20 protein-coding genes are annotated in these 24,251 nt (G+C 58.8%); 12 read left to right on the top strand and 8 right to left on the bottom strand.

The features are described 5' to 3' along the window. Positions 1-114: 114 nt before the first annotated feature. The gene (locus ACF8MI_RS16285; RefSeq protein WP_060499924.1) at positions 115-2,655 is read right to left on the bottom strand and encodes an HWE histidine kinase domain-containing protein; all 2,541 of its coding nucleotides are present in this window, start codon (positions 2,653-2,655) and stop codon (positions 115-117) included. 261 nt (positions 2,656-2,916) lie between these two features. Between ACF8MI_RS16285 and ACF8MI_RS16290 the strand changes: the two genes are divergently transcribed. Further along, entirely contained in the window at positions 2,917-3,534 is a 618-nt protein-coding gene (locus tag ACF8MI_RS16290) for a dTMP kinase (RefSeq protein WP_060499925.1), read from the top strand. A gap of 66 nt (positions 3,535-3,600) precedes the next feature. On the opposite strand, the gene ACF8MI_RS16295 is transcribed toward ACF8MI_RS16290, so the two are convergent. Further along, entirely contained in the window at positions 3,601-4,041 is a 441-nt protein-coding gene (locus ACF8MI_RS16295; protein WP_016714074.1) for an Lrp/AsnC family transcriptional regulator, read from the bottom strand. A gap of 142 nt (positions 4,042-4,183) precedes the next feature. On the opposite strand from ACF8MI_RS16295, the gene ACF8MI_RS16300 reads away from it, so the two are divergent. Beyond that, positions 4,184-7,231, top strand: a complete 3,048-nt coding sequence (locus ACF8MI_RS16300; RefSeq protein ID WP_200929368.1) for an aminotransferase class III-fold pyridoxal phosphate-dependent enzyme — start codon at positions 4,184-4,186, stop codon at positions 7,229-7,231. Positions 7,232-7,281: 50 nt separating this feature from the next. Here ACF8MI_RS16300 and ACF8MI_RS16305 read toward each other — a convergent pair whose 3' ends face one another. Continuing rightward, on the bottom strand, positions 7,282-7,722 hold the full coding sequence (locus tag ACF8MI_RS16305) for an Lrp/AsnC family transcriptional regulator (protein WP_060499927.1): 441 nt from the start codon (positions 7,720-7,722) through the stop codon (positions 7,282-7,284). Positions 7,723-8,004: 282 nt separating this feature from the next. On the opposite strand from ACF8MI_RS16305, the gene ACF8MI_RS16310 reads away from it, so the two are divergent. From ACF8MI_RS16310 to ACF8MI_RS16325, 4 genes are all read left to right on the top strand, one after another. Beyond that, positions 8,005-8,793, top strand: coding sequence for an ABC transporter substrate-binding protein (locus ACF8MI_RS16310; RefSeq protein WP_060499928.1), 789 nt, complete (start codon positions 8,005-8,007; stop codon positions 8,791-8,793). A gap of 65 nt (positions 8,794-8,858) precedes the next feature. Then, the gene (locus ACF8MI_RS16315) at positions 8,859-9,506 is read left to right on the top strand and encodes an amino acid ABC transporter permease (protein WP_060499942.1); all 648 of its coding nucleotides are present in this window, start codon (positions 8,859-8,861) and stop codon (positions 9,504-9,506) included. Positions 9,507-9,516: 10 nt separating this feature from the next. Then, a complete protein-coding gene (locus ACF8MI_RS16320) occupies positions 9,517-10,176 on the top strand; it encodes an amino acid ABC transporter permease (protein WP_060499929.1) in 660 nt (219 codons plus the stop codon). 11 nt (positions 10,177-10,187) lie between these two features. Further along, the gene (locus tag ACF8MI_RS16325; RefSeq protein WP_082426424.1) at positions 10,188-10,937 is read left to right on the top strand and encodes an amino acid ABC transporter ATP-binding protein; all 750 of its coding nucleotides are present in this window, start codon (positions 10,188-10,190) and stop codon (positions 10,935-10,937) included. Positions 10,938-11,459: 522 nt separating this feature from the next. Here ACF8MI_RS16325 and ACF8MI_RS16330 read toward each other — a convergent pair. From ACF8MI_RS16330 to ACF8MI_RS16340, 3 genes are all read right to left on the bottom strand, one after another. Further along, complete coding sequence (locus tag ACF8MI_RS16330) at positions 11,460-13,241, bottom strand: UvrD-helicase domain-containing protein (protein WP_200929367.1); 1,782 nt, start codon at positions 13,239-13,241, stop codon at positions 11,460-11,462. Then, positions 13,241-15,379: an AAA family ATPase gene (locus tag ACF8MI_RS16335; RefSeq protein ID WP_200929366.1), complete on the bottom strand. Its 2,139-nt coding sequence runs from the start codon at positions 15,377-15,379 to the stop codon at positions 13,241-13,243. Before ACF8MI_RS16335 ends, ACF8MI_RS16330 begins: the two co-directional genes overlap by 1 nt. Positions 15,380-15,544: 165 nt before the next feature. Further along, the gene (locus ACF8MI_RS16340; RefSeq protein WP_233458222.1) at positions 15,545-16,051 is read right to left on the bottom strand and encodes a hypothetical protein; all 507 of its coding nucleotides are present in this window, start codon (positions 16,049-16,051) and stop codon (positions 15,545-15,547) included. Between the two features lie 311 nt (positions 16,052-16,362). On the opposite strand from ACF8MI_RS16340, the gene rfaD reads away from it, so the two are divergent. After that, the gene (gene rfaD / locus ACF8MI_RS16345) at positions 16,363-17,394 is read left to right on the top strand and encodes an ADP-glyceromanno-heptose 6-epimerase (protein WP_200929365.1); all 1,032 of its coding nucleotides are present in this window, start codon (positions 16,363-16,365) and stop codon (positions 17,392-17,394) included. A gap of 137 nt (positions 17,395-17,531) precedes the next feature. Here the strand turns inward: rfaD and paaX are convergent, their stop codons facing one another. Further along, positions 17,532-18,455: a phenylacetic acid degradation operon negative regulatory protein PaaX gene (paaX, locus tag ACF8MI_RS16350; RefSeq protein WP_200929364.1), complete on the bottom strand. Its 924-nt coding sequence runs from the start codon at positions 18,453-18,455 to the stop codon at positions 17,532-17,534. A 77-nt stretch (positions 18,456-18,532) separates the two neighbouring features. Further along, a complete protein-coding gene (paaY, locus tag ACF8MI_RS16355; RefSeq protein WP_060499418.1) occupies positions 18,533-19,132 on the bottom strand; it encodes a phenylacetic acid degradation protein PaaY in 600 nt (199 codons plus the stop codon). Positions 19,133-19,481: 349 nt separating this feature from the next. On the opposite strand from paaY, the gene paaF reads away from it, so the two are divergent. The 5 genes from paaF to pcaF are packed head-to-tail and all read left to right on the top strand — an operon-like array spanning position 19,482 to position 24,247. Beyond that, the gene (paaF, locus tag ACF8MI_RS16360; RefSeq protein WP_060499417.1) at positions 19,482-20,255 is read left to right on the top strand and encodes a 2,3-dehydroadipyl-CoA hydratase PaaF; all 774 of its coding nucleotides are present in this window, start codon (positions 19,482-19,484) and stop codon (positions 20,253-20,255) included. Between the two features lie 34 nt (positions 20,256-20,289). Beyond that, positions 20,290-21,081 carry a 2-(1,2-epoxy-1,2-dihydrophenyl)acetyl-CoA isomerase PaaG gene (gene paaG, locus ACF8MI_RS16365; RefSeq protein ID WP_060499416.1) on the top strand — a complete coding sequence of 264 codons (792 nt, stop codon included), beginning with the start codon at positions 20,290-20,292 and terminating at the stop codon, positions 21,079-21,081. Positions 21,082-21,083: 2 nt separating this feature from the next. After that, the gene (gene paaH, locus ACF8MI_RS16370) at positions 21,084-22,601 is read left to right on the top strand and encodes a 3-hydroxyacyl-CoA dehydrogenase PaaH (RefSeq protein ID WP_200929363.1); all 1,518 of its coding nucleotides are present in this window, start codon (positions 21,084-21,086) and stop codon (positions 22,599-22,601) included. After that, on the top strand, positions 22,594-23,034 hold the full coding sequence (gene paaI, locus ACF8MI_RS16375) for a hydroxyphenylacetyl-CoA thioesterase PaaI (protein WP_060499414.1): 441 nt from the start codon (positions 22,594-22,596) through the stop codon (positions 23,032-23,034). The genes paaH and paaI overlap by 8 nt, the downstream gene beginning before the upstream one ends. Then, entirely contained in the window at positions 23,027-24,247 is a 1,221-nt protein-coding gene (pcaF, locus tag ACF8MI_RS16380) for a 3-oxoadipyl-CoA thiolase (protein WP_200929362.1), read from the top strand. Before paaI ends, pcaF begins: the two co-directional genes overlap by 8 nt. Positions 24,248-24,251: the final 4 nt, after the last annotated feature.

The raw sequence follows: 24,251 nt of genomic DNA on the forward strand, positions 1-24,251 counted from the left end.
CTGCGTGAGCGCGCGCTGGCGGTGTAATGCTTGACAGGTACGGCGCCACCTCAAGGCTGGCGCCGCACCCTGGAGCGGCTTGCGCTCCCGCCTTCCGTTCAGTAAACCCTTCTCTCAGCGATCAACCAGGGCCTGCAGACTGGTCAGGATGCTGTTCGCGTCATAGGGCTTGCGGGTTACGGGCACATCCTTCAGATGCTCGGGAATGCTGATGCCGTCACCATAGCCGGTAGCGAACAGAAACGGAATTTGCCGGCGCTGCAGTTCATCGGCGACGGAAATCGACGTCCCTGTTCCCAGGTTCACATCCAGTATCGCGGCGTCCGGTGTGCGGCTGCTAATCAAACGCATGGCCTCATCCTCGGAGCTGGCGGTCATCACGTCCTTGATCTGTGCATCGTTGAGAATCTGCTCAAGGCCAACCGCGATCACCAACTGGTCCTCAAGGATCAGCACGCACAAGCCCGTCCGGGCGGCAAAGGCATCGGCTGCACGGGTAACCGGCGCGGCCGTGCTCGCAGGCTCGGCCGCTTCGGCCACGGACAGGTGTTTTGCAGGAATTCTGAACAACCCTTGCACGCCTTCGGGGTGATATTCCACTGCGCTGGTGCCACCCAGATCAAACGGAATACTGCGTTCTATCAGCACCGAGCCAAAGCCATTGCGGCTGGGCGGGCGCACCGTTGGTCCGCCGCTTTCACGCCAGGTAATGCTGCAGCCGTTGCTGGCGTCGATGGCCCAGCTCACGGCAAGCTTGCCGCTCGCCCACGACAGCGCGCCGTATTTGGCAGCATTGGTTGCCAGTTCGTGCAGCACCAAGGCCATGACCGAATAGGCGCGGGCATCCAGGATAACGTTCGGGCCTTGCAGTTCAATCACTCCGGCGGCGGTGCGGTAGGGTGAAAGCTCTGCCTCCAGCAGCTTGGCCAGTCGCCCGCCACCGTCACCGCGTACCACCTGGTCGTGAGCGAGGGAGAGCGCATGGATGCGCCCCTTCAATGTCGCCACGTAGTCCTGCAGTGTCTGGCTCTCCGAGGTCGGGTGGGCAACCAGCGCGCCAATCAACGACAGGATGTTCTTGACCCTGTGGTTGAGCTCTTCATTGAGGATGCGCTGGCGCACTTCTGCCTTCGAACGCTCGCTGGCCAGCAACTCGCTGTTATGCAGCACCACCTCGACAATCGCGGTACGGATGGCGTCGCCAAACTGGCGGTCCTGCTCGGTCCAGGGTAGTGACTGCTGGTGAACGGTTTCTTTCCAGATCGCGAAGCTCTTGCGTGGTGTCAGGCGGTCGCCCAGTGCGCCGCTGTCATAGGTCTTGTTCGGGTCCCCGGCCCAGTCGAGTGTCTCGACCACTTCCTTGCGGAAGAAGATCAGGTAATCCCTCGGCTGCTGCGACATCGGTATGATCAGCACACCCGACACATCGGTAAAGTACGCGTGGGCCGCAGGCAGTACCATCGACAGGCGGTTGGACGCCCAGGTGCGGCCAGAGCTGACGATATCTGCCAGGCGCAGCAGGTCGGGCACCGCCGAGTTGGGCGGCGTCAGCCCGCCGGATGACCAGCGGCCTTGCAGCGACATGCCGATGCCGTCGCAGGGGATCAGCGACATAAGCTGGGGCAGGCGCGCACGGAAGAACCCATCGATGTCTGCAGCCTGGTTGGCGTCAAGCAGCATACTGTCCAGCGCTTTGTGAACGTGCACGGCGGCTTCAAGCTTTTGCCGGCTGCGCAGGGTCTCGATATGCAGCGAGAAGAATTCGCCGAACATTTCCGCCGCCACACGTTGCCCCATGGCCAGTGTGCGCGGTGCGTAGTGGTGGCAGGCGATCATCCCCCATAGCTCCCCATTGACGATGACCGAAATCGACATGGAGGCCCCCACGCCCATGTTGCACAGGTATTCGCAATGGATCGGCGAGACGCTGCGCAAGTGCGCATAGGAAAGGTCTAGCGGCTCGCCCGAGGGGTCGAGCACGGGGTCGATGGCGACCGTCTTGAACTGGGCATCCGAGATCACCCGGATGGGGTTGCGCAGGTAAAGTGCGCGGGCCTGCTGGGGGATGTCGGAGGCCGGGAAGTATTGGCCCATGAAGCTTTCAAGGTCGCTGCGCCTGGCCTCTGCAACCACTTTGCCGGCGCCGTCGGTACCCAATTGGTAGATCATCACCCGGTCGTAACCGAGCACGGCCCGGACATAGCGGGCAGCATCGCGGAACAGCTTGCTGGTCTGGTCGATTTCGCGCAGTTGGGCGATCAGCGTGCGGGCCAGTTCGATCGGCTCGGCAATGCTCGCACCAGCGGGTTCGAACTCGAGGATAGCCGTGCCTTTGAACAAGTGGGCGGCAATGTCGACAGCCTCGCCGCTGGGCAGCTTCACACCGAAGCTGAGCGCCGGTCGCGAGGCCTCCCGGGTGCGGGCCAGCGCGTTGCGCAGGGTGTGCGCCACCTCATCCCCGAGCACCGCATGCAGCTTCTGGCCGTTGATGTCGCTTGCTACGCCCAGCATTTGTGAAGCATTGGCCGAATGACGCAAAACGACGGTGGCTGAGGCATCACAGGCCAGCAGGCAGCCATGGGGCTGGATACTGCCGGGTATCTGAATAGGCTCGCGGTCGCAGTTGGTCAGGTTTACTTGGGGGTTGAATGTCATTGGCCGTGCCTGTGGGGGATGAGGAGGCTGCCAGCAGGGCCGCCAACGTCAGCCTAGCAGGCAGCCGGCCTTTGGCATAGCGAAGCGAATGGGCTGGAAAGCCCAGGGTTGATGCCTACGTAGGCAGTCGCCAGGAAAGGACGAGAAGGCGGCATGTGCCGCCTTTTACCTGTGGAGTACAGATGTGCTCTTGTCGATAGGCCTTGAAGGCAAGCGGCGATCAATGGTCTCATCCGCACCTGAGCCAACTGGTATTGAACGATGACCCGCCCGCTGTTTGTTTCCATCGATGGGCCTAAAGGCACCGGCAAGACCACGCTGCTGGAGGCCGTCACCCAAGCCCTGAGGGTGGACGGGAAAAAGGTGATTCGCCTTTGCGAAAAAAAGAGCGATCCCTACCGGGGCGAAACCATGGCGCTGGTCAACAAGCTTGCCAGAACCCCGTGCCGGGATCTGGAATTCAAGGTGTGCGAGCGCTTCGCTGAAAGCCGCGCCTGGATTTCTCGGCACGTACTGCCCAAGCAGCCAGCAGACAGCATCGTCCTGATTGATCGCTGGTACCCCTCTGACGCCGCGTTTCGCCGCACGGTGCCGTTTGACCAGATCTTGCGATTGAACCTCGACCTCAGCGTGCAAGTGCCAGATTTGCATGTCGGGGTTGTCACTGCCCCTGAAACCTCGTGGGCAAGGGCTGCGGCACGCACGCGTGGCCTGGGCAGTACGGTGATACACAACCTGGATGAACAGGTGGCCTGCACCGAGGCTTTCGAGCGGGCGCTGGTAAAGCACGGCTGGGTGTTGTGCCGTAATGAAGGGGCCATGGAAGACGCAACGCGGCAGGTGGTTGGCGAGATTGACCGCGTACTGCTAACGCGTTGAGCGCTCGTGCGACCGCAAGCTGGCTTGCCGGCGCAAAGGCCGGCCTGGACAATCATGCGTGGATGATCAGGCGCCCTGGCGGTCGATATCACGGCGCAGGACGACCGACGTGGTAATGTCATCCACCGATTCGTGACGTGCCACGTTGTCGCGTACCTGATTGAGGTCGTCGATTGTCCGGGTTTCTACCTCAACCACCAGATCAAGCTGCCCACTCACCGAGGAAACCCGCCGCACGCGTGCGTCCGTCGCCAACTGGTCGAGCAGCCCCATGGCAGGGGTGCGCTGCAAGGTCACCAGCAGTATCGCGCGTATGACATTGGCGTCTATTTCGCCGATATCTGCACGGTATCCACGAATGATTCCGCTGCGCTCAAGGTTGGCCACACGTTCGGTCGTGGCGCTTCTGGAAAGGCCTATGCGGCCGGCTAACGCCTTCAGCGCAATGCGCGCGTCCTTCGAAAGTACTTCAAGAATCTCACGATCTTTTGCGTCCAGTTCACGCATTGCACCACCTGATAAGCTCGCCGTCTTTATGCCGGTCGGTACCGGCATAATGCCTGTCGATCCCGACCGTATGCAGGGTGTCGGTTTCGGCAGTGCATGACAAGCTATTGAAAAACAATTTGCTCGCTCGGAACGTGATGATATGACAGACCTTTCCCACCCGGCACCTCGGTTTTCGGCAAGCGATGCAGAGGGCCTCGCAAAAGATTTCTTCAATGTCACCGCTACGGCAACCCCCCTGGACGGGGAGCGTGACCGCAATTACCGGTTGGATACGGGCGTCGATGCGGGCTGGATACTGAAAATCGTCAATGCCAGTGAGCCCCGGGTAGAAAGCGAGTTTCAAACCGCGCTGCTCGATCATCTGGCCGTGCATGGCGCGCACCTGGGTGTGCCTCACCTTCGGGCCAGTGTGGCGGGTGACTACCTGCCATCCGTGGCCAGCGCCACAGGTGAGCAGCATGCTGTGCGCCTGGTCAGCTGGTTGGCCGGCACGCCGCTTGCCGAGGCCAAGCGCTCTTTCGCGCTGATGAGCAACTTTGGCCGGGCACTCGGTGAACTTGACCGCGCCCTGCAGGGGTTCATGCACCCGGGTGCCGTCCGTGACCTGGACTGGGACTTGCGCCATGCCGCACGCTCCCGTACGCGTTTGCACCACATTAAAAGCCCCGAGCGCCGGGCCATTGTCGAGCGTTTCATCACCCGGTTCGAACACACTGTACAGCCCAGGCTGGCATCACTCAGGGCGCAGGTGATCCACAATGACGCCAACGACTGGAACATCCTGGTCGATGCCGAAACCACCCGCCATGTGACCGGCTTCATCGACTTTGGCGATGCCGTACACACCGTGCTGATTGCCGAGGTCGCGATCGCCAGTGCGTACGCCATTCTCGACATGGACGACCCGATCGGCGCTGCCGCAGCGCTGGTGGCCGGATTCCATGAAAAGTACCCATTGCAAGCGCAAGAGCTTGACGTGCTGTTCAACCTGATTGCCATGCGCCTGGTCATCAGCGTTACTTTCTCCGCTTCCCGGCACGATCAGACAGAAGACAACCCCTACCTGGCGATCAGTGAAGCGCCAGCCTGGCGCCTGCTGGAACAGCTTGATTCGATGAATCCACGGCTGGCTACAGGCATCCTGCGCAAAGCCTGTGGTTTCGATGCCGTCGAGGGGGCGGGTGCAGTGCGCCGCTGGATCGCCGAAAACCACACATCATTTGCCGACCTGGTGCGCCCGTCAGCCGCCATCCTCAACAAGGTGATCGCGCCGTTTGGCGACGCCAGCCACGAAATGACCATCGCCTCAGCCGAGCAGCGGCCTGCCGATGCGACGCGCTGGTGGGATGCGTTCTCTACCGCGCACAACGTGCCGCTGGCCATTGGGCCATGGGGTGAGTTGCGTACCATTTATACGGACAGTGCCTTCGAGTCGCGCTTCATCAAGGGGCGGCGCCGTACCCTGCATGTGGGGGTCGATCTGGTGATGCCTGCCGGTACGCCGTTGTACGCTCCGGTCGCCGGTACCGTCAAAAGCGTTGAGGTTGAACCCGACCCGCTGGGCTATGGTGGGCTGGTGATGATCGAGCACAGCCCGCCAGGTTGCCCGCCATTTCTGACCCTGTGGGGGCACATGGCCCACGAGGCGCTCGACCGCTTGAAGGCCGGTGACAAGCTCGAAGCCGGCGACCTGGTGGGCTACATGGGCACCGATACTGAAAACGGCGGCTGGATTCCCCACCTGCACCTGCAGATGACCACCGATACGCAGCTGAGCGCGAGTGAGGTCATTGGCGTTGGAGAGCCCGAATACCGCGAGGTGTGGGCTGACCTGTTCCCTGATGCCTCGACCTTGGCCGGCATCCCGCCAGAAACCTACAACCAGCAGGGAATGACCAAGGCCCAGATCATTGCCAAGCGTAAAGCGCTGCTGCTACCGAATTTGTCAATTTCGTACACTGACCCGATCAAGTTCGTCCGCGGCGATGGCGTATGGCTGATCGACAACTTCGGGCGGGCCTACCTGGACTGCTTCAACAACGTGTGCCACCTGGGCCATAGCCATCCCGACGTGGTCGACGCCTTGACCCGCCAGGCTGCACTGCTTAACACCAACACCCGATACCTGCACGACAACATCGTCGAGTACGCCGAGCGGCTGACCGGCACGTTGCCCGAGGGCCTTTGTGTGGCGTCATTCGGCTGCTCGGGCAGTGAAGCCAACAGCCTCATGCTGCGCATGGCACGCAACTACACCGGTAGCGACCAGGCGATCGTGCTGGACTGGGCTTACCATGGCACCACGCAAGAGCTCATCGACCTGAGCCCTTACAAGTACAAGCGCAAAGCCGGCAAGGGCAGGGCGGCGCACGTATACGAGGCGATGGTTCCAGACAGCTACTACGCGCCCGAGCACTGGCCATTGGAGGAACACGGCAAACGGTTTGCCGAGTCGGTAGCAGAGCAGCTGGACGCCATGCGCAAAGCCGGCAAGGGCCCCGGCTACTTCCTTGCCGAGTCGATCCCCAGCGTGGCGGGGCAGGTGTTTCTGCCCGAGCATTACCTCAAGGAGGTATACGCCATGGTTCGCGCCGAAGGTGGGCTGTGCCTGGCCGATGAGGTACAGGTCGGGTTTGGCCGCGTCGGTAGCCACTGGTGGGCGTTCGAGACCCAAGGGGTAGTGCCAGATGCTGTCACCATGGGCAAACCGATTGGTAACGGCCACCCGATGTCGGCGGTGGTGACCACGCGTGAAGTTGCCGATGCTTTCAACAACGGCATGGAGTATTTCAATACGTTCGCCGGCAACCCCGTGTCGTGTGCGGTGGGCCTGGCGGTGCTCAATGCCATCGAGCGCGACCAGCTGAAAGAGAACGCCTTGAGCATCGGCAATTACCTGCTTGAGGGTTTCCGCAAGCTTCAGCAGCAATTCGATGTGATTGGTGATGTACGCGGGTTGGGCCTGTTCCTCGGCATTGTGTTGGTCACGGACCGCTCCTCGAAGGCTCCGGCCACGGCCTTGGCCAGAAAAGTTGCCGATGGCGCCAGAGAACGCGGCGTGTTGATCGGTACCGAAGGCCCGCATGACAACGTGCTGAAAATGCGTCCTTCCATGATTTTCAGCCGGGCCAATGCGGACTTCCTGCTTGATGTGCTGCAAGACAGCTTCACTGCGGCGCTGAAGTAACGCGTTTCAACCGGGCAGGGCGTGCCGATCGGCAAGTCCTGCCCGTGCGTTCAGGCTTTTTGGCGGTCGATATCGCGCCGCAGCACCACTGCAGTCGTGATGTCATCCACTGAATCGTGGCACGCCACGGCGTCGCGCACCCGGTTCAAGTCATCAATCGTTCGTGCCTCGACCTCTACAACCAGGTCGAGTTGGCCGCTGACCGAGGATACCCGTTTCACTTGGGCGTTCTGTGCCAGCAGGTCCAGCAGGCCAAGCGCCGGTGTGCGTTTCAGCGAGACCAGAATGATTGCCCGTATTACGTTGGCATCAATTTCGCCAATGTCCGCGCGATATCCCCGAATGATTCCGCTGCGCTCCAGGTGTAAAACCCGTTCGCTGGTCGCGCTTCTTGACAGGCCGATTCTTGCCGCAAGTGCCTTGAGTGCGACACGTGCTTCCTTGGAGAGTATTTCGAGGATTTCCCGATCTTTGACGTCTAATTCGCGCAATGCTGACACTCCTGTCTGATCGCCGGTAAAGGGCCGTCCGCCCCAATAAAGAGCAGGGAATAGTTAGCCATTTGCTCCTTTTTTGTGCATTGGAAGACACTACTCCAGTTTCTCCCAGGATCGAAGTGGCGCCGGCATTATGTCGGTCGATTCCGGCAATGTGCCAGTCCGACACGCACTTTGCAGGGTGATTTCAAGGTTTCAGTGTGCAAAGCTTTCTGTGAAGGATGGGGCCTAAGAGCCCGGAACAATAAGAAATACAAACTTCCAAGGAGTGCCTCGATGCTGGCAAGAAAAACCAGAATGCTACTGGCTTCCACCGCAGTAGCGGCTGTCGCCTTGTGCTCTAAAGGTGTGGCATACGCCGACGACTTGCAGGCTGTTCAAGCGTCGAACGTGTTACGGGTGGCAATGAGCGGGCAGTATTCTCCCTTTAGTTTTGCTAATGAAAAGAATGAAATTGTCGGTTTCGACGCCTCCATCGGAGAAGCACTTGCCCAGCGCCTGGGCGTGAATATAAAAATCATCACCACACCGTTTGACGGCATTATTGCAGGGTTACTGGCCAAGAAGTATGACGCTGTCATCGCCTCGATGACCATTACCCCCGAGCGCCTTAGAGCCGTTGACTTCGTCGGACCGTATTACCATGCGGGCCGTACCATTGGTGTCAAGGAAAGCTCTCCGATTAAAGAACTTGATGACCTCAAGGATGTTACCGTCGGCGTCACGTTGGGTGATTCGCATGACAAATGGGCGCGTGCGCGCGGCAATCTCAAAGTGCGCACTTATAAAGGCCTGCCTGAAATGCTGGTCGACCTGGATGCCGGCCGTATCGATGCGGTGGTGATGGACAGCATCCCGGTCATGGTTGCGGTAAAGGAAACCGGGCAAAAAGTGCGGATCATCAGTTTGCCGGACGAGCAGGGTGGCCGCGAGGGTCTGGGCATCGCCATTCGCAGAAACAACCCTGAATTCAAGGCCCAGTTGCAGAAGGCTCTGGACGAGATTCTGGCAGATGGCACGTACAAGGAAATTTCAATGAAATGGGTGGGCAGCGACATTCGCTGAAGCGCACCAGGAATGGCCTGGCCGGCAGGCTGGGCCGGGTTGGCAGACTTTTTGTGAGTGGTTTCATGGACCTGTCATTAATCCATCGCACTTACCCCTTTTTTCTGGAAGCCGCTTGGGTCACCGTGCAGATCTCATTGCTTTCATTACTACTTGGCCTGGTTATCGCCATTGCGCTGGTGACCTGCAGGTTATCGCCGTTCATTATCCTGCGGTGGGCGGCAAGTCTGTACGTCAGCGTGTTTCGCGGCACACCCTGCCTGGTGCAGTTGTTCATCATCTATTTTGGCGGACCACAAATAGGCATAGAACTGGAGCCGTTCGCTGCTGCGGTAATCGGTTTGGGCATGAACATCGCGGCCTATATGTCAGAGTCCATTCGAGGTGCAATCGTCAACGTTGATCCAGGCCAGGAGGAGGGTGCACGGTCGATTGGATTCAGCCGTAGGCAAACATTGTTATTCATCATCGTTCCCCAGGCACTGAAACTCATGATCCGGCCGCTTGGCGTCAATGCCATTGGCCTGATCAAAGGCTCCGCCTTGGTGTCGGCCATTTCGGTGGTTGAACTGACATACACCGCACAGCGCTTCATCAGTTCAACGTACAAACCATTCGAAATATTCATGGTGTCGGCGTTGCTTTATATCGTCATGGTCTACGCGGTCAAGTATCTGGTGGAAGTGCTGGACAAGCGATACGCGACCAAGTGAGGGGTTGGCAGTGGAAGGATTAAACCTGAGTGTCATCGCACCTTATTACGACATGCTGGCGACCGGGCTGTGGTGGACGGTTGTCATGTTTCTCTGCAGCAGTGTCATCAGCCTGGTCGTGGGTGTGCTAATTGCGCTGATCGACTTGTATGCGCCTCACGTCATGGCGCTGCCTGTGCGTTTCATGACCTGGCTGTTGATGGGCACGCCATTGCTGTTGCAACTCTATTTGATCTACTACGGGCTGGTTCAGGTGGGTATCGATATTCCGGCGCTGGCTGCGGGAATCATCGGGCTCAGCCTGCATTTTGCCGTGTACAACGCCGACGTGATCAAGTCCGGTATCGAGGCGGTTGACCCGGGCCAGATAGAAGGCGCGCGTTCAATCGGCCTGAGCAAGGCCATGACCCAGCGCTACATTATTGTCCCGCAGGCGCTCAGAAAAACCATCGCGCCATTGGGAAACAACCTCATCGTGTTGCTGAAGGACACGTCGCTGGTATCGATCATCGGTATTGCCGAACTCGTCTACAGCGCCCAGCTGGCCGTCAGCGAAACGTACAGCCCGTTTGAGTTCTACATCGCCGTCGCGGTGATCTACTACATGGCCAACCTGGCGCTCGAAGCCGGGTTGCATCTTATTGAAGCAAAGGTCGAGATGTCACGATGAACAACAACGCTATGGTAGAAGTGAAGGGCGCTCGTAAAGCCTACGGTACCCTTGAGGTACTCAAGGGGATCGATCTGTCGGTATCGCGTGGGCAGATTTTCGCCATCATCGGCCCAAGCGGTTCGGGCAAAAGTACCTTGCTACGCTCGATCAATCATCTCGAAGTGCTTAATGGTGGTGAAATCTGGCTTGACGGCGCTCAGGTCAATCAACCCTTGAAAGGCCGCGCCTTTGAGCAGCATATCAACAAGGTGCGCCAGCAGATGGGCATGGTGTTTCAGCACTTCAATCTGTTTCCGCACCTCACGGTCTGTGAAAACATCGCGATAGGGCCTGTGAAGCTCAAAGGCTATTCGAAACGTGCGGCCAGGGAGCTGGCCCTGGAGTACCTGCAGAAAGTCGGGCTGGGCAACAAGATCGACGAGTTCCCGTCCCGGTTGTCCGGCGGGCAAAAACAGCGCGTGGCCATTGCCCGGGCCTTGGCCATGCAACCCAAAGTGATGTTGTTCGATGAAGCAACCTCGGCACTGGACCCTGAGCTTGTGGAAGAAGTGAACCTGGTAATGAAACAGCTGGCGGCCGAACACATGACCATGCTGATCGTCACGCATGAAATGCGCTTTGCCGGTGAAGTGGCCGATCAGATCGTGTTCATGGATGGCGGGGTTGTTGTAGAGCAAGGTGCACCCAGTGAGATGCTGAGAAATCCCGTTCAAGACCGCACCCGGGCTTTTCTGAAAAAGCACCTGCATAACGACTGATGTTCAGGTGCTGACGTGCATTTCAGGCGGAGGTTAGCGCCGGCGAAGTGTTACAGAGCGGAAGCATAATATATTATTTAACAAGTGGGCGATGTCATATGTTCATAACACGCTCGCACACCCATCACGGCCGGCTCAAAAAGCTCAAAATGAATGTGCTTGTTTATCGATTAATGTTCACGAGGTTTTCCGCTCGTCTGGTCGATTCGACTTTTGGCAGCTACCTAAGCGATGGCTGGCGGCTAGGGCCTGAACGGCGGCCCTTTTCTATAACGTGCGAGCAGCCTTAGCCAAGTACGTGATCCAGGCGTTTCGCGCAGCAGTTGATCCGGGGCGGGAGCGAGCACCAGAATATGTGCTTATGCTGCAGCAGCCTGTTGACTTGCCCGTAGGCGCGCAGTGGAGGAGCGAGGGGCAGAGCGCCCCGTCGTTCGACGAGAGTGATCGTCCAATCGCCTGTTAAGCCTTTGACCCCGCCGGGTACCTCAGTGCTAATACTCCAATTGGACACTGTGGCAGATCTCAGTGAGGGTCGTAGTCAAAGCGGCAAGCAGCTAGTGATTCGGTCGGACCATACTCACCATAACGTCCTCTGCTTCGCCCCTTTTCCGAGATCAGATGCAGGTGCTTACGAGCGCGAGAGCTCAATACATACAGGAGCTTGTTCGCCGCAATTTGTCCATTCGGGTCATTGAAGTGCGGCACCATACCTTCCAGCAGTCCAAACGCGATGACAACGTCGAACTCGGCACCTTTGACACCATGGATGGTGGAAACCGTGATACCAGTTCGTTCACGAAACACTTTCTTGAAGAATGAAACGTGGTTGATAAAGCTCGCTCCGTCCTTCTGAAGCCTCTCTATTCTAGCGGCCGAACTACTGAAAAATGCCTCTCGGTGAGTCGAGAGCGCAGGGAAGGCGTACTGAGAAATATCGAGTCTCTTGAGCAGATCGGTGAAAGCCTGGTCCAGATAGCGAAGTCCATCCGTTTCATCAACTGAGAGCGCATTGCTTTCCCGCAGCAAGGCGCGTGGTGTTAGCCGTGTGGTGTCGACGCCAAAGCTATCGAGGTCTTTGATTACGTCGCTTGCCCAGCGCAATCGCCTAATGAGCAGGCTCGGAGAGGACTCCGTCAGCACGATCTTGGAGAGCTTGAACCAGAAGTTATCGATGTTGTTGCTGAAAGGGACAAGACCTGGGCCGTCGAACTGCTGGTCGGGTAGCATCGCCACCAGCTTGCGCGTCGTTGAGGCCAGCAAGACCCATTGTGGAGCGAGAACGCAAATATTTTCGGGTGTGTTGCCGTCGGAGAGGCTTGCCTGAATCAACCTGACAATCTCGTCATGCACGTCGCTTCGTGTCGCATCCTGATTGTAGGTCACCTGGCTGCGAAACGTGGCATGTTTGCCTGCGCCGTTGATACTTGTCTCATGCACCTTAAAGTTCGAAAAGTAGTTGATGATTCGATTGCTGGACCGGTAATTGAGGCTGAGAGCCAACTCCTTGATCGGGATCCCAGCTCGGGTACGGAACTCCTCCACCGGCATCGCGTAGCCACCCAGTGTGCCGTAGATGGCCTGATTCGGATCGCCTACGATGAGCGTCTTGGTATGTCCGCAGCCTGCACGAAGAATGGACGCCACGAGACTGTACTGGATCTGTTTGGTGTCCTGATATTCATCCACGAGGATGTGGGAAAACACTCGTGACAGCAGAACTGCGATATGGGTTCTGTCCCGCACCAAGGTGTAGGCGTGCCAAAGAATCAGTTCGAAGTCGATCTGTCGATTCGCTGAAAGCTCATCGAAGTATGCATTCAGAACCTGTTGAATAATAGGGTGCTTTCGACTGTCTGGACAGCCAAGCTGATACCCCGTCTCGGTGACGTAATAATCGCAATCCCAGTGAGTGACACCTTTATATGGTGCGCATAGCCTCTCCAGTAGGCGCTCGCGATCATGCGTGTCGATCACGCGATAACCCTGAGCCAGGTCGGATGAATAGATGCCGTATGGTTTGAGGATCCACTCGAGGCAGAACGCATGGATCGTACCGATCCATAGGCCCGAGGTGTCGACTCCCAGGTCCTCGATACGTTCTTGTATCTCATCGGCGGCGCGATGGGTGTAGGTAATGGCTACAACGATGCGCTTGTCAGTACGGCGAGATAGCTCGTAGGCAATCTTGTAGGTCAGGGTGCGTGTTTTACCGCTGCCAGGGCATGCAATCAGGAAGATGCTCGACGGCTCGATCACAGCCGCCGCCTGCTCAGGATTGAGGTCCTTCGGATCCCAAGTGAACATCACTGCATTCCCGCAAGGAAGTCGTTGACGGCATCCCCAGGTAGCATGAGGTTGATCGACGCTTTGAGTGTTTCCAAGTTTATATGCCCGTGTACAAAGCGATCCACATCATACAGAAATGCCTTTTTCATCGAAGGATCCACTGGGTTGGATCCGAACCGACACTCCGCGCGATATTGGAAGACTCGGCCAAGAAGGGGGAGGGGGAACGTTCCATGTGCGAAATGAATGGCTTGCAGGATGTAGCCCGGGATCTGGACTTCGGGAGTAATGTATTCAGCGAGCAAGAGAGCGAACCATCCTTTGCCCTCCTGTTTGGCCATTGTCAACGTCCGGCTGCCCATTTGGCTCAACTGCCCTGATTGGAGCTGCTGCTTCGCTAGCGCCCTGGTGTCATCGTCTTTGTAGACTTCTGGAAGGGTTTGAACGACGGCTTCATGGTTACCGGCAGCGACAAAGTCGACCTCGAAGGTGTGTTTGGCGTAAAAGGTTTCGAGCCATGGATTTCCCGCAGTGAATGCCGTCAAATCGGCCTGCCGTTCTAAACCGGCTTTCTGTGATCCAGCGGCTTTGGCTTTTCTCTTCGTCATGGCCTCTGTATCAGTTGCCTGAATGGTGATGTCGAAGAACGCCTGGTCCAGGTCCGTGACGATGGCGCATCGCTTTCGAATGCGCAGGTTGTGGAACAGGACGGCTACGTTTTTGAAGCCTGTACTACGAATGTTGATGACGCTAATGCCCAACTCGTCAACGCTTACCCCCAGCACTTGCTTAAGGAGGATTGGTATCAGAATTTCCTCCACATCACCTTCGACGAGTATCACGCTTTTGGCGAAGAGCAGGTTGCTACGCACCGCATCCAGGTAGCGGTGGATGCTGTTGATCTGAGCGGGCTCCAGCCCTTTGGCAGGCTGGTAGGCCTCACAGAGCGCACCATGACGTCCCAGGATGTTGACGTTGCTGACATTGCACACTTCGGAGATGTGAGTGGAGTGGGTGGTGTAGATGATCTGCGCGTCGCTGTACGCGATGCGGTCGAACAGAGTTTTCTGGATGTGGGTATGGATGTGCGCTTCTGGTTCCTCGATCAGGAGGAAGTTAGCCATAGCCATCTTTTCGCGCTGGTATTTGAACTCGAGCAGCTTGAGCGTCAGGTAGATGAGGTTGGCACCGCCCAGGCTCAACTCATGAATCGCGCCCTCATACCCCTCTTCTGATTCGCCCACGAAAAGCCGAAGAGACTGGAAAAGCTTGTCGGCTTCTTCCGGCAGGTCGGATTTGATCGAGAGTGACGCTGGTGAGTAGGTTTCACCCGCGGCGTCCTTGATGGTCTCGCGAATATGATTACGAACCGACTGAACGTCCTCCAGATCCTCGATGGAGGTGTTGAGTTCGCGGACCATCTCGGTGATGGGCTCCATCGAGGCGGGGTTGATCTGCCCACTCTTGCTCTTGAGCAGGGTAAGCAACGGGTTCGTACGGTTGTTGTGGAACTCGGCAACCACGTCTCGCAAAGCCTGGATGAAGGTCAGCGATACCTCTTTGGTAACGGAGAGAAAGCCCGGCACCTTCGACCCGATTTCCGGAAACTCCGTTTCTGATGAGAAGTCACACAGCTCGAAATCGCCAACGAGTTCTTTGTAGACTTTGGGGTCGCTGAAGTCCGCCTCGCTTCGTCCTGTGAAAAGCGTTTCGTAGTCGTTGGTCGTAATCGTGCTGCGGATTTGCGCTAGCTCGTCTTTATCCCAGATATTGAGCGCAGCGAACTTCGATCGTATTTCTTTCTTCGGGCGGAAAATGAGGTTGTAGGTCGCCTTACGAACGGTGGGCTCGTCCAGCACTGCTGCACCGTGGAGGAACAGCGCCTGCACGGACTCGTCGGTACTGATCTCCTCAAACTCCACACTAATAATGATCCAGTGACCCTGCCATTGGCCAAGGGAGCGGCTGAAATCAGACTCTTCCAGACGGTAGGCAGCCCGCACCATCGTGTCGTCTAGCAGGAGGCGGATTGCCCTCAGGATGTTCGACTTACCGGAGCCATTCTCTCCGATGATGGTGTTCACTCCCTTGTGAAACCGGAGAGACGTGTTCTTGAAGTTCCTGTAGTTGACCAGGGTTAGTTTGGAAATGTGCATGTTTCTCCGGCCTGCCGCTCCTTGAGCAGCCATGGTTAATTGCTGGCGATCATAGCGCACTGGATCCAATGCCACGACTGGTGTGATGACTTGGGTGGCCTACGCTTGGATCGGAATAGGGCGGGACGGTTTGGTAATCTGCTTCAACTCTTGCAAGCCATCACGTCATCTGGTGATGAGCTTCACTAATGAGGTCTGTGTCTTGTCCGTCGGGCGGCTACACTGTTTTGAACCAAGAGAGTTCAAAGGCGGAGGAAAAGCGCTACACAGCAAGCTTGGAGAGTGTCTAGAAAGCCCGGGGCGATTCAGGTCACGGGTGTGCGGATCTATCGGTGGCAGAGATGCCGTTGCAGTTGTGCCGATTCGGGCGACCAGATTATCCGCCTGGCGACCGCTTTGGAGCCAGAGGGTGTAACCGTCCAGCAGTGCCAAAATCGTCTCGAAGTGACAGGCCATGATGGCCTCATCGATATCAAGCTCCCGGCTTTCGGCATAGGTGTAGAAAGCCTGGATCGCACGCAGGTGCGCTGCGACGGTGTTGTAGGCACGATGCTTGAATCTGAGCTGGACGTAGATAAATGGGACCAGCTTGGGCAAGGGCGCCGCTGAACCATCCTGCACAAGCACTGGCACGCGCTGGCCTGACGAGAAATGAGACTGAACCAGCTTCATTGGCAGACACCTCATTCAAGGTCTCGCCATGAACAAGAAATACATGGCCCGTTGCAAGACTAGTCATCCAAACCGAATTCGTCGAATCAGTACCTTACAAGGCTCATGAACATTTATCACATAGCCTGTCGTTTAACATAATATGCATTATGGGGCTATTTGATATTTCAAGCGGCACCGTGGAGTGCCAGATGCTAAGCCAGCTCAAGCGCCTGGATTATCCTTGCCGGCGAATTCGTTGACCCAGGTTAAGGTTGGGTACCTGTGCCTTGATTAAAATCCGGGCTACGCACCCTTACGGGGAATCTGGCATGACGATTATCGTAACCGGCGCTGCAGGCTTCATCGGCAGCAATCTCGTCCAGGCACTTAACCGGCGTAACGAAACGGAGATCATCGCCGTCGACGACCTGACCGATGGCGACAAATTCCGTAACCTGGCCGACAGTGAAATCGCTGATTACCTGGACAAGGACGATTTTCTCGATCGTTTTGCCCGTGGTCAGTTTGGCAAGGTTCGCGCGGTGCTGCACCAAGGCGCATGTTCGAGCACCGTCGAGGCTGATGGTCGTTTCATGATGGACAACAACTACCGGTACAGCCACGAATTGCTTGTATCTGCGCAGCACCAGCAAACGCCGTTCTTATATGCGTCGTCGGCAGCTGTGTACGGTGCAGGACGAGATTTTCGCGAACAGCGCGAATGCGAGCGACCGCTGAACGTTTATGGCTATTCCAAATTCCTGTTCGATCAACAGGTACGCCGTCAATTGACTACAGCACGCAGCCAGATCGTCGGTTTGCGTTATTTCAACGTGTACGGCCCCCAGGAACAGCATAAAGGCGCCATGGCGTCAGTGGCCCTGCACTGCTTCAACCAGTACCAGGCCCAAGGAAAAGTGACGCTGTTTGGCCGTTATGGTGATTATCCCAGCAGTGGCCACCTGCGTGATTTCGTCTCGGTGGATGATGTGGTCAAGGTCAACATGTTCTTCCTTGATCACCCGCAATCAAGCGGCATCTTCAATGTCGGCAGCGGTCGCGCCCAGCCTTTCAATGACGTTGCGTTGGCTGTAATCAATCGGCTGCGTGAGCAACAAGACCAACCCCCGTTGTCACTTGAGACGGCCTTGCTCGAAGGTGTACTGGAGTACTGCGAGTTTCCGGATCATTTGCGTGGCAAATACCAGTGTTTTACCTGTGCCGACCTCGAGCGCTTGCGCGCTGCCGGGTACAAGGCACAAACGTTGACAGTCCAGCAAGGCGTGGCCCGCTACTGCGACTGGTTGTTGGGTGTCCAGCGCCCGCCGCCTGCTCCATTCAAGCAAGCGGCGGAAGCTTAACATTGCGAGAAAGTTGGATTGGGCGGCGATTTCTTCTAATGTATAGGTAGAAATTGGCTGGTAATGACCGTTAACTACACTAAATAGTCATTTAGCGTAGTTATATAAAAGGGCGCATAACTGCCCTCTCTTTGCCCTTACGCCAATCCACCAAAACGCTTGTAAAAGCTTTCGTTAACATCCGGCAATGGTCCGTCTGCCGTCTCCAACGCTGCATTCAGCCATTCCTCTGCTTTGGCAAACACCAACCGGTAGAGGTTACGGCACAGCTGTCGTGCGGCCCTTCCCTCCCAGTCCCCTGGCAGTAACTCCTCTGGCAGTTGCGGGTCGCGCAACAGCAACCGGCGGTACTCGTGAATCAGCAGCGTGCGTGCCAGGAAGCAATCTTGCGCATCAAGCACCGTCTGCTCTTTCAACCCCTGCCACAGCGGCCTGAACAGCTGGATGAATTCGCTGTACTGCTGCCCCAGCTCTTCGATACGCCAGCTCTCCCGCACCTGGGCGCGCATGGCTTTTGACGCGAGTACTTCCTGTGTGTGGGTTTCAAAGACGATGCTGTCGTCGCTGGCCTCGAGTTCGCGCAACGTGGCAGCCAGGTCGGCACGGTCTGCCCGTGGGCAACCCAACAGGTTCGGCGCCATTACGCCAAACCCCTGCCACTCCAGTTCTTCACGCAAGGCCTTGCGTTTACCTGCCTCCAGTTGCGACAGCAGCACCAGCGTCCACGCCCCGTCCCAAGCGGGTTGGCTTGGGCTGTAGACGCGTTTGAAGGCTTTCTCGAAGCGCCTGCGACCCGTGCCCGTCAGGCTGTAGTAGCTGCGCCGGCCAACCTTTTCAGCCTTGAGCCAGCCTTCTTTGGTCAGGCGAAAGATCGATGTGCGAATCAGCCGTTCATTGATGCCGATTGGCTCCAGCAGGTTGATCAGGCTACCTAGCCAAACGGTACCGCCGTGGGGCTCGATGGCATCGCCATACAAGGTGATGATCAGGGAACTGGCGCGGATCGGCGTCTGCTCCTGGAAGCGAGTGATCAAGTTGTTCAGTGGGGCGAGATTGCTCATGGGCGAACTGTGCGCGGATAAAGCACCGACTATACCTGTGCGGCGGGCCGCCTGGCCATTGCGTGACGCAACCAGGCTCATGCCGTCGCCTGGCCTTTGGGCCTGATACCTGTGTCTTCCATACGCAGCCGCCCTGCTTCAACCTCGGCCAGTGGCGGGCATTCGACCATGGTGTTCATGCAACGCTGCGCCAGTTGCTGGTATTGCGCAGTGCCGCGCTGCTTCCAGGCCAGCTCCTGCTCGCTCAGGCGCCGTTTCATCTGGGCTGGCGAGCCCATTACAAGGCTTTGAGCTTCGCACTCGAAGCCGGCTTTGACGAAGCTGGTAGCCGCTACGATGCAGCGTGGTGCGATATGTGCACCATCCATCACCACCGCATTCATCCCGATCAAGGTGTCCTGGCCCACTCGGCACCCGTGCAACACGGCGCCATGTCCGATATGCCCGTTGCGTTCTACCACGGTATCGCCGCCCGGAAAGCCATGCATTACGCAGGTGTCCTGCAGGTTGGCACCCTCCTCCAGCACGATACGGCCGAAATCACCCCGTAGCGATGCCAATGGGCCTATGTAGCAACCAGGGCCGACGATGACATCGCCGATCAGCACTGCACTGGGGTGTACGTAGGCTGATGGATGCACCACGGGCGTCAGGCCGTCCAGTCGATAGCAAGGCATGGGAAAACTCCTGAAATTATTTGAAATGCTGTTAGAGCTTGTATCACAAGCAGCTTGGTCGTCAATCGTGTATCGGTTCTCTGATGGGTGGAAAATTGGGGGTAACCTAGGCGATAACGATGACCAATAGTCAGATGAAACGTTTTACCGGAAGGTTATCGATGCCCGTTTTTGAGCTTTAGAAACGAGCAAAGAGATACATAATAGTATTTTTGCCGTTGCACATCGGTATCGCATTATGCATATACTGGCTGCACCTGGTCGTGATCCAGCATCACGCCTTGCAAAAAATAATTCCAAGAAATGCCGGCGCCACGATGTGCCGTGCGTGTAGCCAGAGGAACCCGACATGCCGCGATATCTCGATGTGCAGGCGCCCGAACGTGGCGTTCAGCTCATCACCTTGCAACGGCCTGAGGCCCTGAATGCCCTGTGCACCGAGCTACTGGCAGAACTGGCTGCGGCCTTGCAGCTTGCCGAGGGCGACGAGCAGATACGCGCCGTAGTGATTACCGGCAGCCCCAAGGCATTTGCCGCAGGGGCCGACATCCGTGAGATGGCCGAGCGCAATCTGGTCGGCATTCTCAACGACCCTCGTGTAGCCCATTGGCAAACGATCGCCGCATTCGCCAAGCCGCTGATTGCCGCCGTGAACGGCTATGCACTGGGTGGCGGTTGCGAGCTGGTGATGTGTGCCGACATCGTCATTGCCGGTACCGACGCCCGTTTCGGTCAGCCGGAAATCAACCTCGGCATCATCCCCGGCGCCGGCGGCACTCAGCGGCTGTTGCGCGCTGTCGGCAAGCCGTTGGCCATGCAGATGGTGTTGACAGGTGAAGCGATCACCGCCCGCCACGCCCAGCAGGCCGGCCTGGTCAGCGAAACCACTCAACCGGAATTCACCGTGGAGCGCGCCCTGCAGGTTGCCCGCAGCATTGCCGCCAAGGCGCCCCTGGCTGTGCGCCTGGGCAAGGAGGCGTTACTGAAAGCCGGCGACACCGACCTGGCCAGCGGCCTGCGTTTCGAACGGCATGCGTTCACCCTGCTTGCCGGTACCGCCGACCGCGATGAAGGCATCCGGGCATTCCAGGAAAAGCGCCAGGCCCGCTTCCAGGGCCGCTGACCATTTTTCCCTCGACTGACGGAGTGAGTCTGTCATGACTTACCAGCACATCCTGTTTTCCATCGAGGACGGCGTCGCCCTCCTCTCGCTTAACCGCCCCGAGCAACTGAACAGCTTCAACACCGCCATGCACCTGGAAGTGCGCGAGGCACTTAAGCAAGTACGCCAGAGCAGTGATGCGCGAGTACTGCTGCTGACAGGCGAAGGCCGTGGCTTCTGCGCCGGCCAGGACCTGTCCGACCGCAACGTTGCCCCAGGTGCCGAAATGCCAGACCTGGGCGAGTCCATCGACAAGTTTTACAACCCGCTGGTGCGCACATTGCGCGACCTGCCGCTGCCGGTGATCTGTGCGGTCAACGGCGTGGCCGCTGGCGCCGGTGCCAACATACCGCTGGCCTGCGACCTGGTACTGGCTGCCCGCTCTGCAAGCTTCATTCAGGCGTTCTGCAAGATCGGCCTGGTGCCAGACTCTGGTGGTACCTGGCTGCTGCCGCGCCTGGTCGGCATGGCACGGGCCAAGGCCCTGGCCATGCTGGGCGAACGCCTTGGCGCCGAGCAGGCCCTGCAGTGGGGGCTGATCCATCGCGTAGTGGACGATGCCGCACTGCGTGATGAGGCCCTCACCCTCGCCCGCCAGCTTGCCACCCAGCCCACTTACGGTCTGGCCCTGATCAAACGCGGCCTCAATGCCAGCTTCGACAATGGCTTCGATGAACAGCTGGAGCTGGAACGCGATCTGCAGCGCCTGGCCGGGCGCAGCGAAGACTACCGCGAAGGTGTGAGCGCCTTCATGAACAAGCGCACGCCAGATTTCAAGGGGTGCTGAACATGAGTGCACTCGCAAGCGATGTGCAGGTGGCGGTGATCGGTGCGGGTGCCATGGGGGCCGGCATCGCCCAGGTCGCGGCCCAGGCCGGTCACCCGGTGAAACTGTACGATAACCGCCCAGGCGCTGCTGCCCACGCGGTGGCGGGCATTGATCGGCAACTCACCCGGCTGGTGGAAAAAGGCAAGTTGCAGGCAGCCGAGCACGAAATGATCCGCCTGCGGCTATGCCCGGTCGACACCCTTGAAGCATTGGCTGATGCCGGCTTGGTGATCGAAGCCATCGTCGAGAACCTGCAGGTCAAGCAGACGCTATTGCGTCAGCTCGAAGCCCTGTGCGCCGACGATTGCATACTCGCCAGCAACACCTCGTCGTTGTCCATCACCAGCCTGGCCGCCGGCCTTGCACGCCCGCAACAGGTAGTTGGCATGCATTTCTTCAATCCGGCGCCGCTGATGGCGTTAGTCGAAGTGGTGTCGGGCCTGGCAACCGAACCGGCAGTGGCCTCCTGCATCTACGATACCGCCCAGGCCTGGGGTAAACAGCCAGTGCACACGCGCTCGACACCGGGTTTTATCGTCAACCGTGTGGCGCGGCCTTTCTATGCCGAAAGCCTGCGCCTGTTGCAGGAAGGTGCAGCCGACTGCGCCAGCCTCGATGCACTGTTGCGCGATGCGGGTGGTTTCCGCATGGGGGCGTTCGAGCTCACCGACCTGATAGGGCACGACGTCAACTACGCCGTCACCTGCTCGGTGTTCGATGCGTTCTATGGAGATTTCCGCTTCCAGCCTTCGCTGGTGCAAAAAGAACTCGTGGATGCCGGACGCCTTGGCCGCAAGACTGGCGAAGGCTTTTATAGCTACGTCGAAGGCGCCGAACGGCCAGCACCTGCTGAACTGTGCAGCCTCACCAGCGCCGAAGCCTGCGTCATCGAGGGACACTTGGGTGTCATGCAGCCACTGGTCGAGCGCCTGAGCCTCAACGGCATCGCCGTCACCCGGCGTGCAGGTAGCGGTGTGATCCGGGTCGGCGATGCCACCCTGGCACTGTCCGATGGCCGGCTCGCCAGCCAGCGCGCCCGTGAAGATGGCCTGCGCAACCTGGTTCTGCTCGACCTCGCACTGGACTACAGCACTGCCACGCGAATAGCCATCAGCTGGTCGGCGGACATCACCGAAAGCGCACGCGACCACGCCGTGGCCCTGCTGCAGCGCGCCGGGCTCAAGGTCACGGCGGTCGCCGACCTGCCTGGCCTGGTGGTGCTGCGCACCGTGGCAATGCTTGCGAACGAAGCCGCCGATGCCGTGCTGCAAGGTGTCGGCAGCGCCGCCGACATCGACCTCGCCATGCGCGCCGGCGTCAATTACCCCTGCGGCCCGCTGGCTTGGGCCGGGAATATAGGTATTGCCCACACCCTGCGCGTGCTCGACAACCTGCAGCGAAGCTACGGCGAGAGCCGTTACCGCCCTTCCCTGTTGTTACGCCGCTGCGAAGCCAAAGGAGGCACCCTGCATGACTGAAGTGGAACTGGCACACGCCTGTGCCGACGCCATGTACGCCCGCGACCAAGCCACCCAGAGCCTGGGCATCACCCTGCTGGATGCCGGCCCAGGCAGCGCCAGCCTGCGCATGCCGGTACGTGCCGACATGATCCAGGGTCATGGCACCTGCCATGGCGGCTTCCTGTTCGCGCTGGCCGACTCGGCATTTGCCTTCGCCTGTAACAGCTACGATGAGGCCACCGTGGCGCTGGGCTGCAGCATCGACTACCTGGCCCCGGCGTTGCGCGATGACGTGCTCACCGCCAACGCCAGCGAGGTCAGCCGCAAGGGCCGTACTGGCCTGTACGACGTGCGCATCGATAACCAGCGCGGTGAGCTGGTGGCGATGTTCCATGGCAAATCCTACAAAGTGCGCGGCACCGTGCTCGCGCAGGAGACGCAAGATGAATGAACACAGTCTGCCCGATGCCTTGATCATCGACGCCGTGCGCACCCCTATTGGCCGCTACGCCGGCGCCTTGAGCGGCGTGCGGGCCGATGACCTCGCCGCAATCCCGCTCAAGGCGTTGATCCAGCGTCACCCCGAACTGGACTGGAAAGCCGTCGATGACGTCATGCTCGGGTGCGCCAACCAGGCCGGTGAAGACAACCGCAACGTGGCGCACATGGCCAGCCTGCTGGCCGGGCTGCCACTTGAAGTGCCTGGGACCACCATCAACCGCCTGTGCGGTTCCGGCCTGGATGCCATCGGCAATGCAGCCCGCGCCCTGCGCTGTGGTGAAGCCGGGCTGATGCTGGCGGGTGGCGTGGAATCAATGTCCCGTGCGCCATTTGTGATGGGCAAGTCAGAGCAGGCATTCGGTCGTGCCGCCGAGCTGTTCGACACCACCATCGGCTGGCGTTTCGTCAACCCGCTCATGAATGCTGCCTACGGTACCGATTCGATGCCGGAAACGGCCGAGAATGTGGCGGAACAGTTCGGTATTTCGCGCACCGACCAGGATGCTTTCGCCCTGCGTAGCCAGCACAAGGCAGCGCAGGCTCAGGCCCGCGGCCGCCTGGCCCGGGAAATCGTGCCGGTCGAAATCCCGCAGCGCAAAGGCCCGCCCAAAATGATCGAGCACGACGAGCACCCTCGTGGCGATACCACGCTCGAGCAACTGGCCCGGCTCGGGACGCCTTTCCGTGAAGGCGGCAGCGTAACAGCGGGCAACGCCTCCGGGGTCAATGACGGCGCCTGCGCCCTGCTGCTGGCCAGTAGCGCGGCTGCCCGCCAACACGGCCTCAAGGCGCGCGGCCGTATCGTCGGCATGGCCGTGGCCGGGGTCGAGCCCCGGCTGATGGGCATCGGTCCGGTACCGGCAACCCGCAAGGTGCTGGAATTGACGGGTTTGTCGCTGTCCGACCTCGACGTCATCGAGCTTAACGAGGCCTTTGCGGCCCAGGGCCTGGCGGTGTTGCGCGAACTGGGCCTGGCCGATGACGACCCGAGGGTGAACCGCAACGGCGGTGCCATTGCGCTGGGTCACCCGCTGGGCATGAGCGGTGCACGCCTGGTGACCACTGCCTTGCATGAGCTGGAAGAAACCGCCGGCCGCTACGCCCTGTGCACCATGTGCATCGGCGTTGGCCAGGGCATTGCGATGGTCATCGAGCGCCTCTGAGCGG

It is taken from the genome of Pseudomonas sp. yb_9 (assembly GCF_043103635.1).
Taxonomy (GTDB): domain Bacteria; phylum Pseudomonadota; class Gammaproteobacteria; order Pseudomonadales; family Pseudomonadaceae; genus Aquipseudomonas; species Aquipseudomonas monteilii.

Coding starts and splice junctions, on each gene's coding strand:
- ACF8MI_RS16285 (WP_060499924.1), bottom strand. CDS start 2,655: ATGACATTCAACCCCCAAGTAAACCTGACCAACTGCGACCGCGAGCCT.
- ACF8MI_RS16290 (WP_060499925.1), top strand. CDS start 2,917: ATGACCCGCCCGCTGTTTGTTTCCATCGATGGGCCTAAAGGCACCGGC.
- ACF8MI_RS16295 (WP_016714074.1), bottom strand. CDS start 4,041: ATGCGTGAACTGGACGCAAAAGATCGTGAGATTCTTGAAGTACTTTCG.
- ACF8MI_RS16300 (WP_200929368.1), top strand. CDS start 4,184: ATGACAGACCTTTCCCACCCGGCACCTCGGTTTTCGGCAAGCGATGCA.
- ACF8MI_RS16310 (WP_060499928.1), top strand. CDS start 8,005: ATGCTGGCAAGAAAAACCAGAATGCTACTGGCTTCCACCGCAGTAGCG.
- ACF8MI_RS16315 (WP_060499942.1), top strand. CDS start 8,859: ATGGACCTGTCATTAATCCATCGCACTTACCCCTTTTTTCTGGAAGCC.
- ACF8MI_RS16325 (WP_082426424.1), top strand. CDS start 10,188: ATGGTAGAAGTGAAGGGCGCTCGTAAAGCCTACGGTACCCTTGAGGTA.
- ACF8MI_RS16330 (WP_200929367.1), bottom strand. CDS start 13,241: ATGTTCACTTGGGATCCGAAGGACCTCAATCCTGAGCAGGCGGCGGCT.
- ACF8MI_RS16335 (WP_200929366.1), bottom strand. CDS start 15,379: ATGCACATTTCCAAACTAACCCTGGTCAACTACAGGAACTTCAAGAAC.
- ACF8MI_RS16340 (WP_233458222.1), bottom strand. CDS start 16,051: ATGAAGCTGGTTCAGTCTCATTTCTCGTCAGGCCAGCGCGTGCCAGTG.
- rfaD (WP_200929365.1), top strand. CDS start 16,363: ATGACGATTATCGTAACCGGCGCTGCAGGCTTCATCGGCAGCAATCTC.
- paaX (WP_200929364.1), bottom strand. CDS start 18,455: ATGAGCAATCTCGCCCCACTGAACAACTTGATCACTCGCTTCCAGGAG.
- paaY (WP_060499418.1), bottom strand. CDS start 19,132: ATGCCTTGCTATCGACTGGACGGCCTGACGCCCGTGGTGCATCCATCA.
- paaF (WP_060499417.1), top strand. CDS start 19,482: ATGCCGCGATATCTCGATGTGCAGGCGCCCGAACGTGGCGTTCAGCTC.
- paaG (WP_060499416.1), top strand. CDS start 20,290: ATGACTTACCAGCACATCCTGTTTTCCATCGAGGACGGCGTCGCCCTC.
- paaH (WP_200929363.1), top strand. CDS start 21,084: ATGAGTGCACTCGCAAGCGATGTGCAGGTGGCGGTGATCGGTGCGGGT.
- paaI (WP_060499414.1), top strand. CDS start 22,594: ATGACTGAAGTGGAACTGGCACACGCCTGTGCCGACGCCATGTACGCC.
- pcaF (WP_200929362.1), top strand. CDS start 23,027: ATGAATGAACACAGTCTGCCCGATGCCTTGATCATCGACGCCGTGCGC.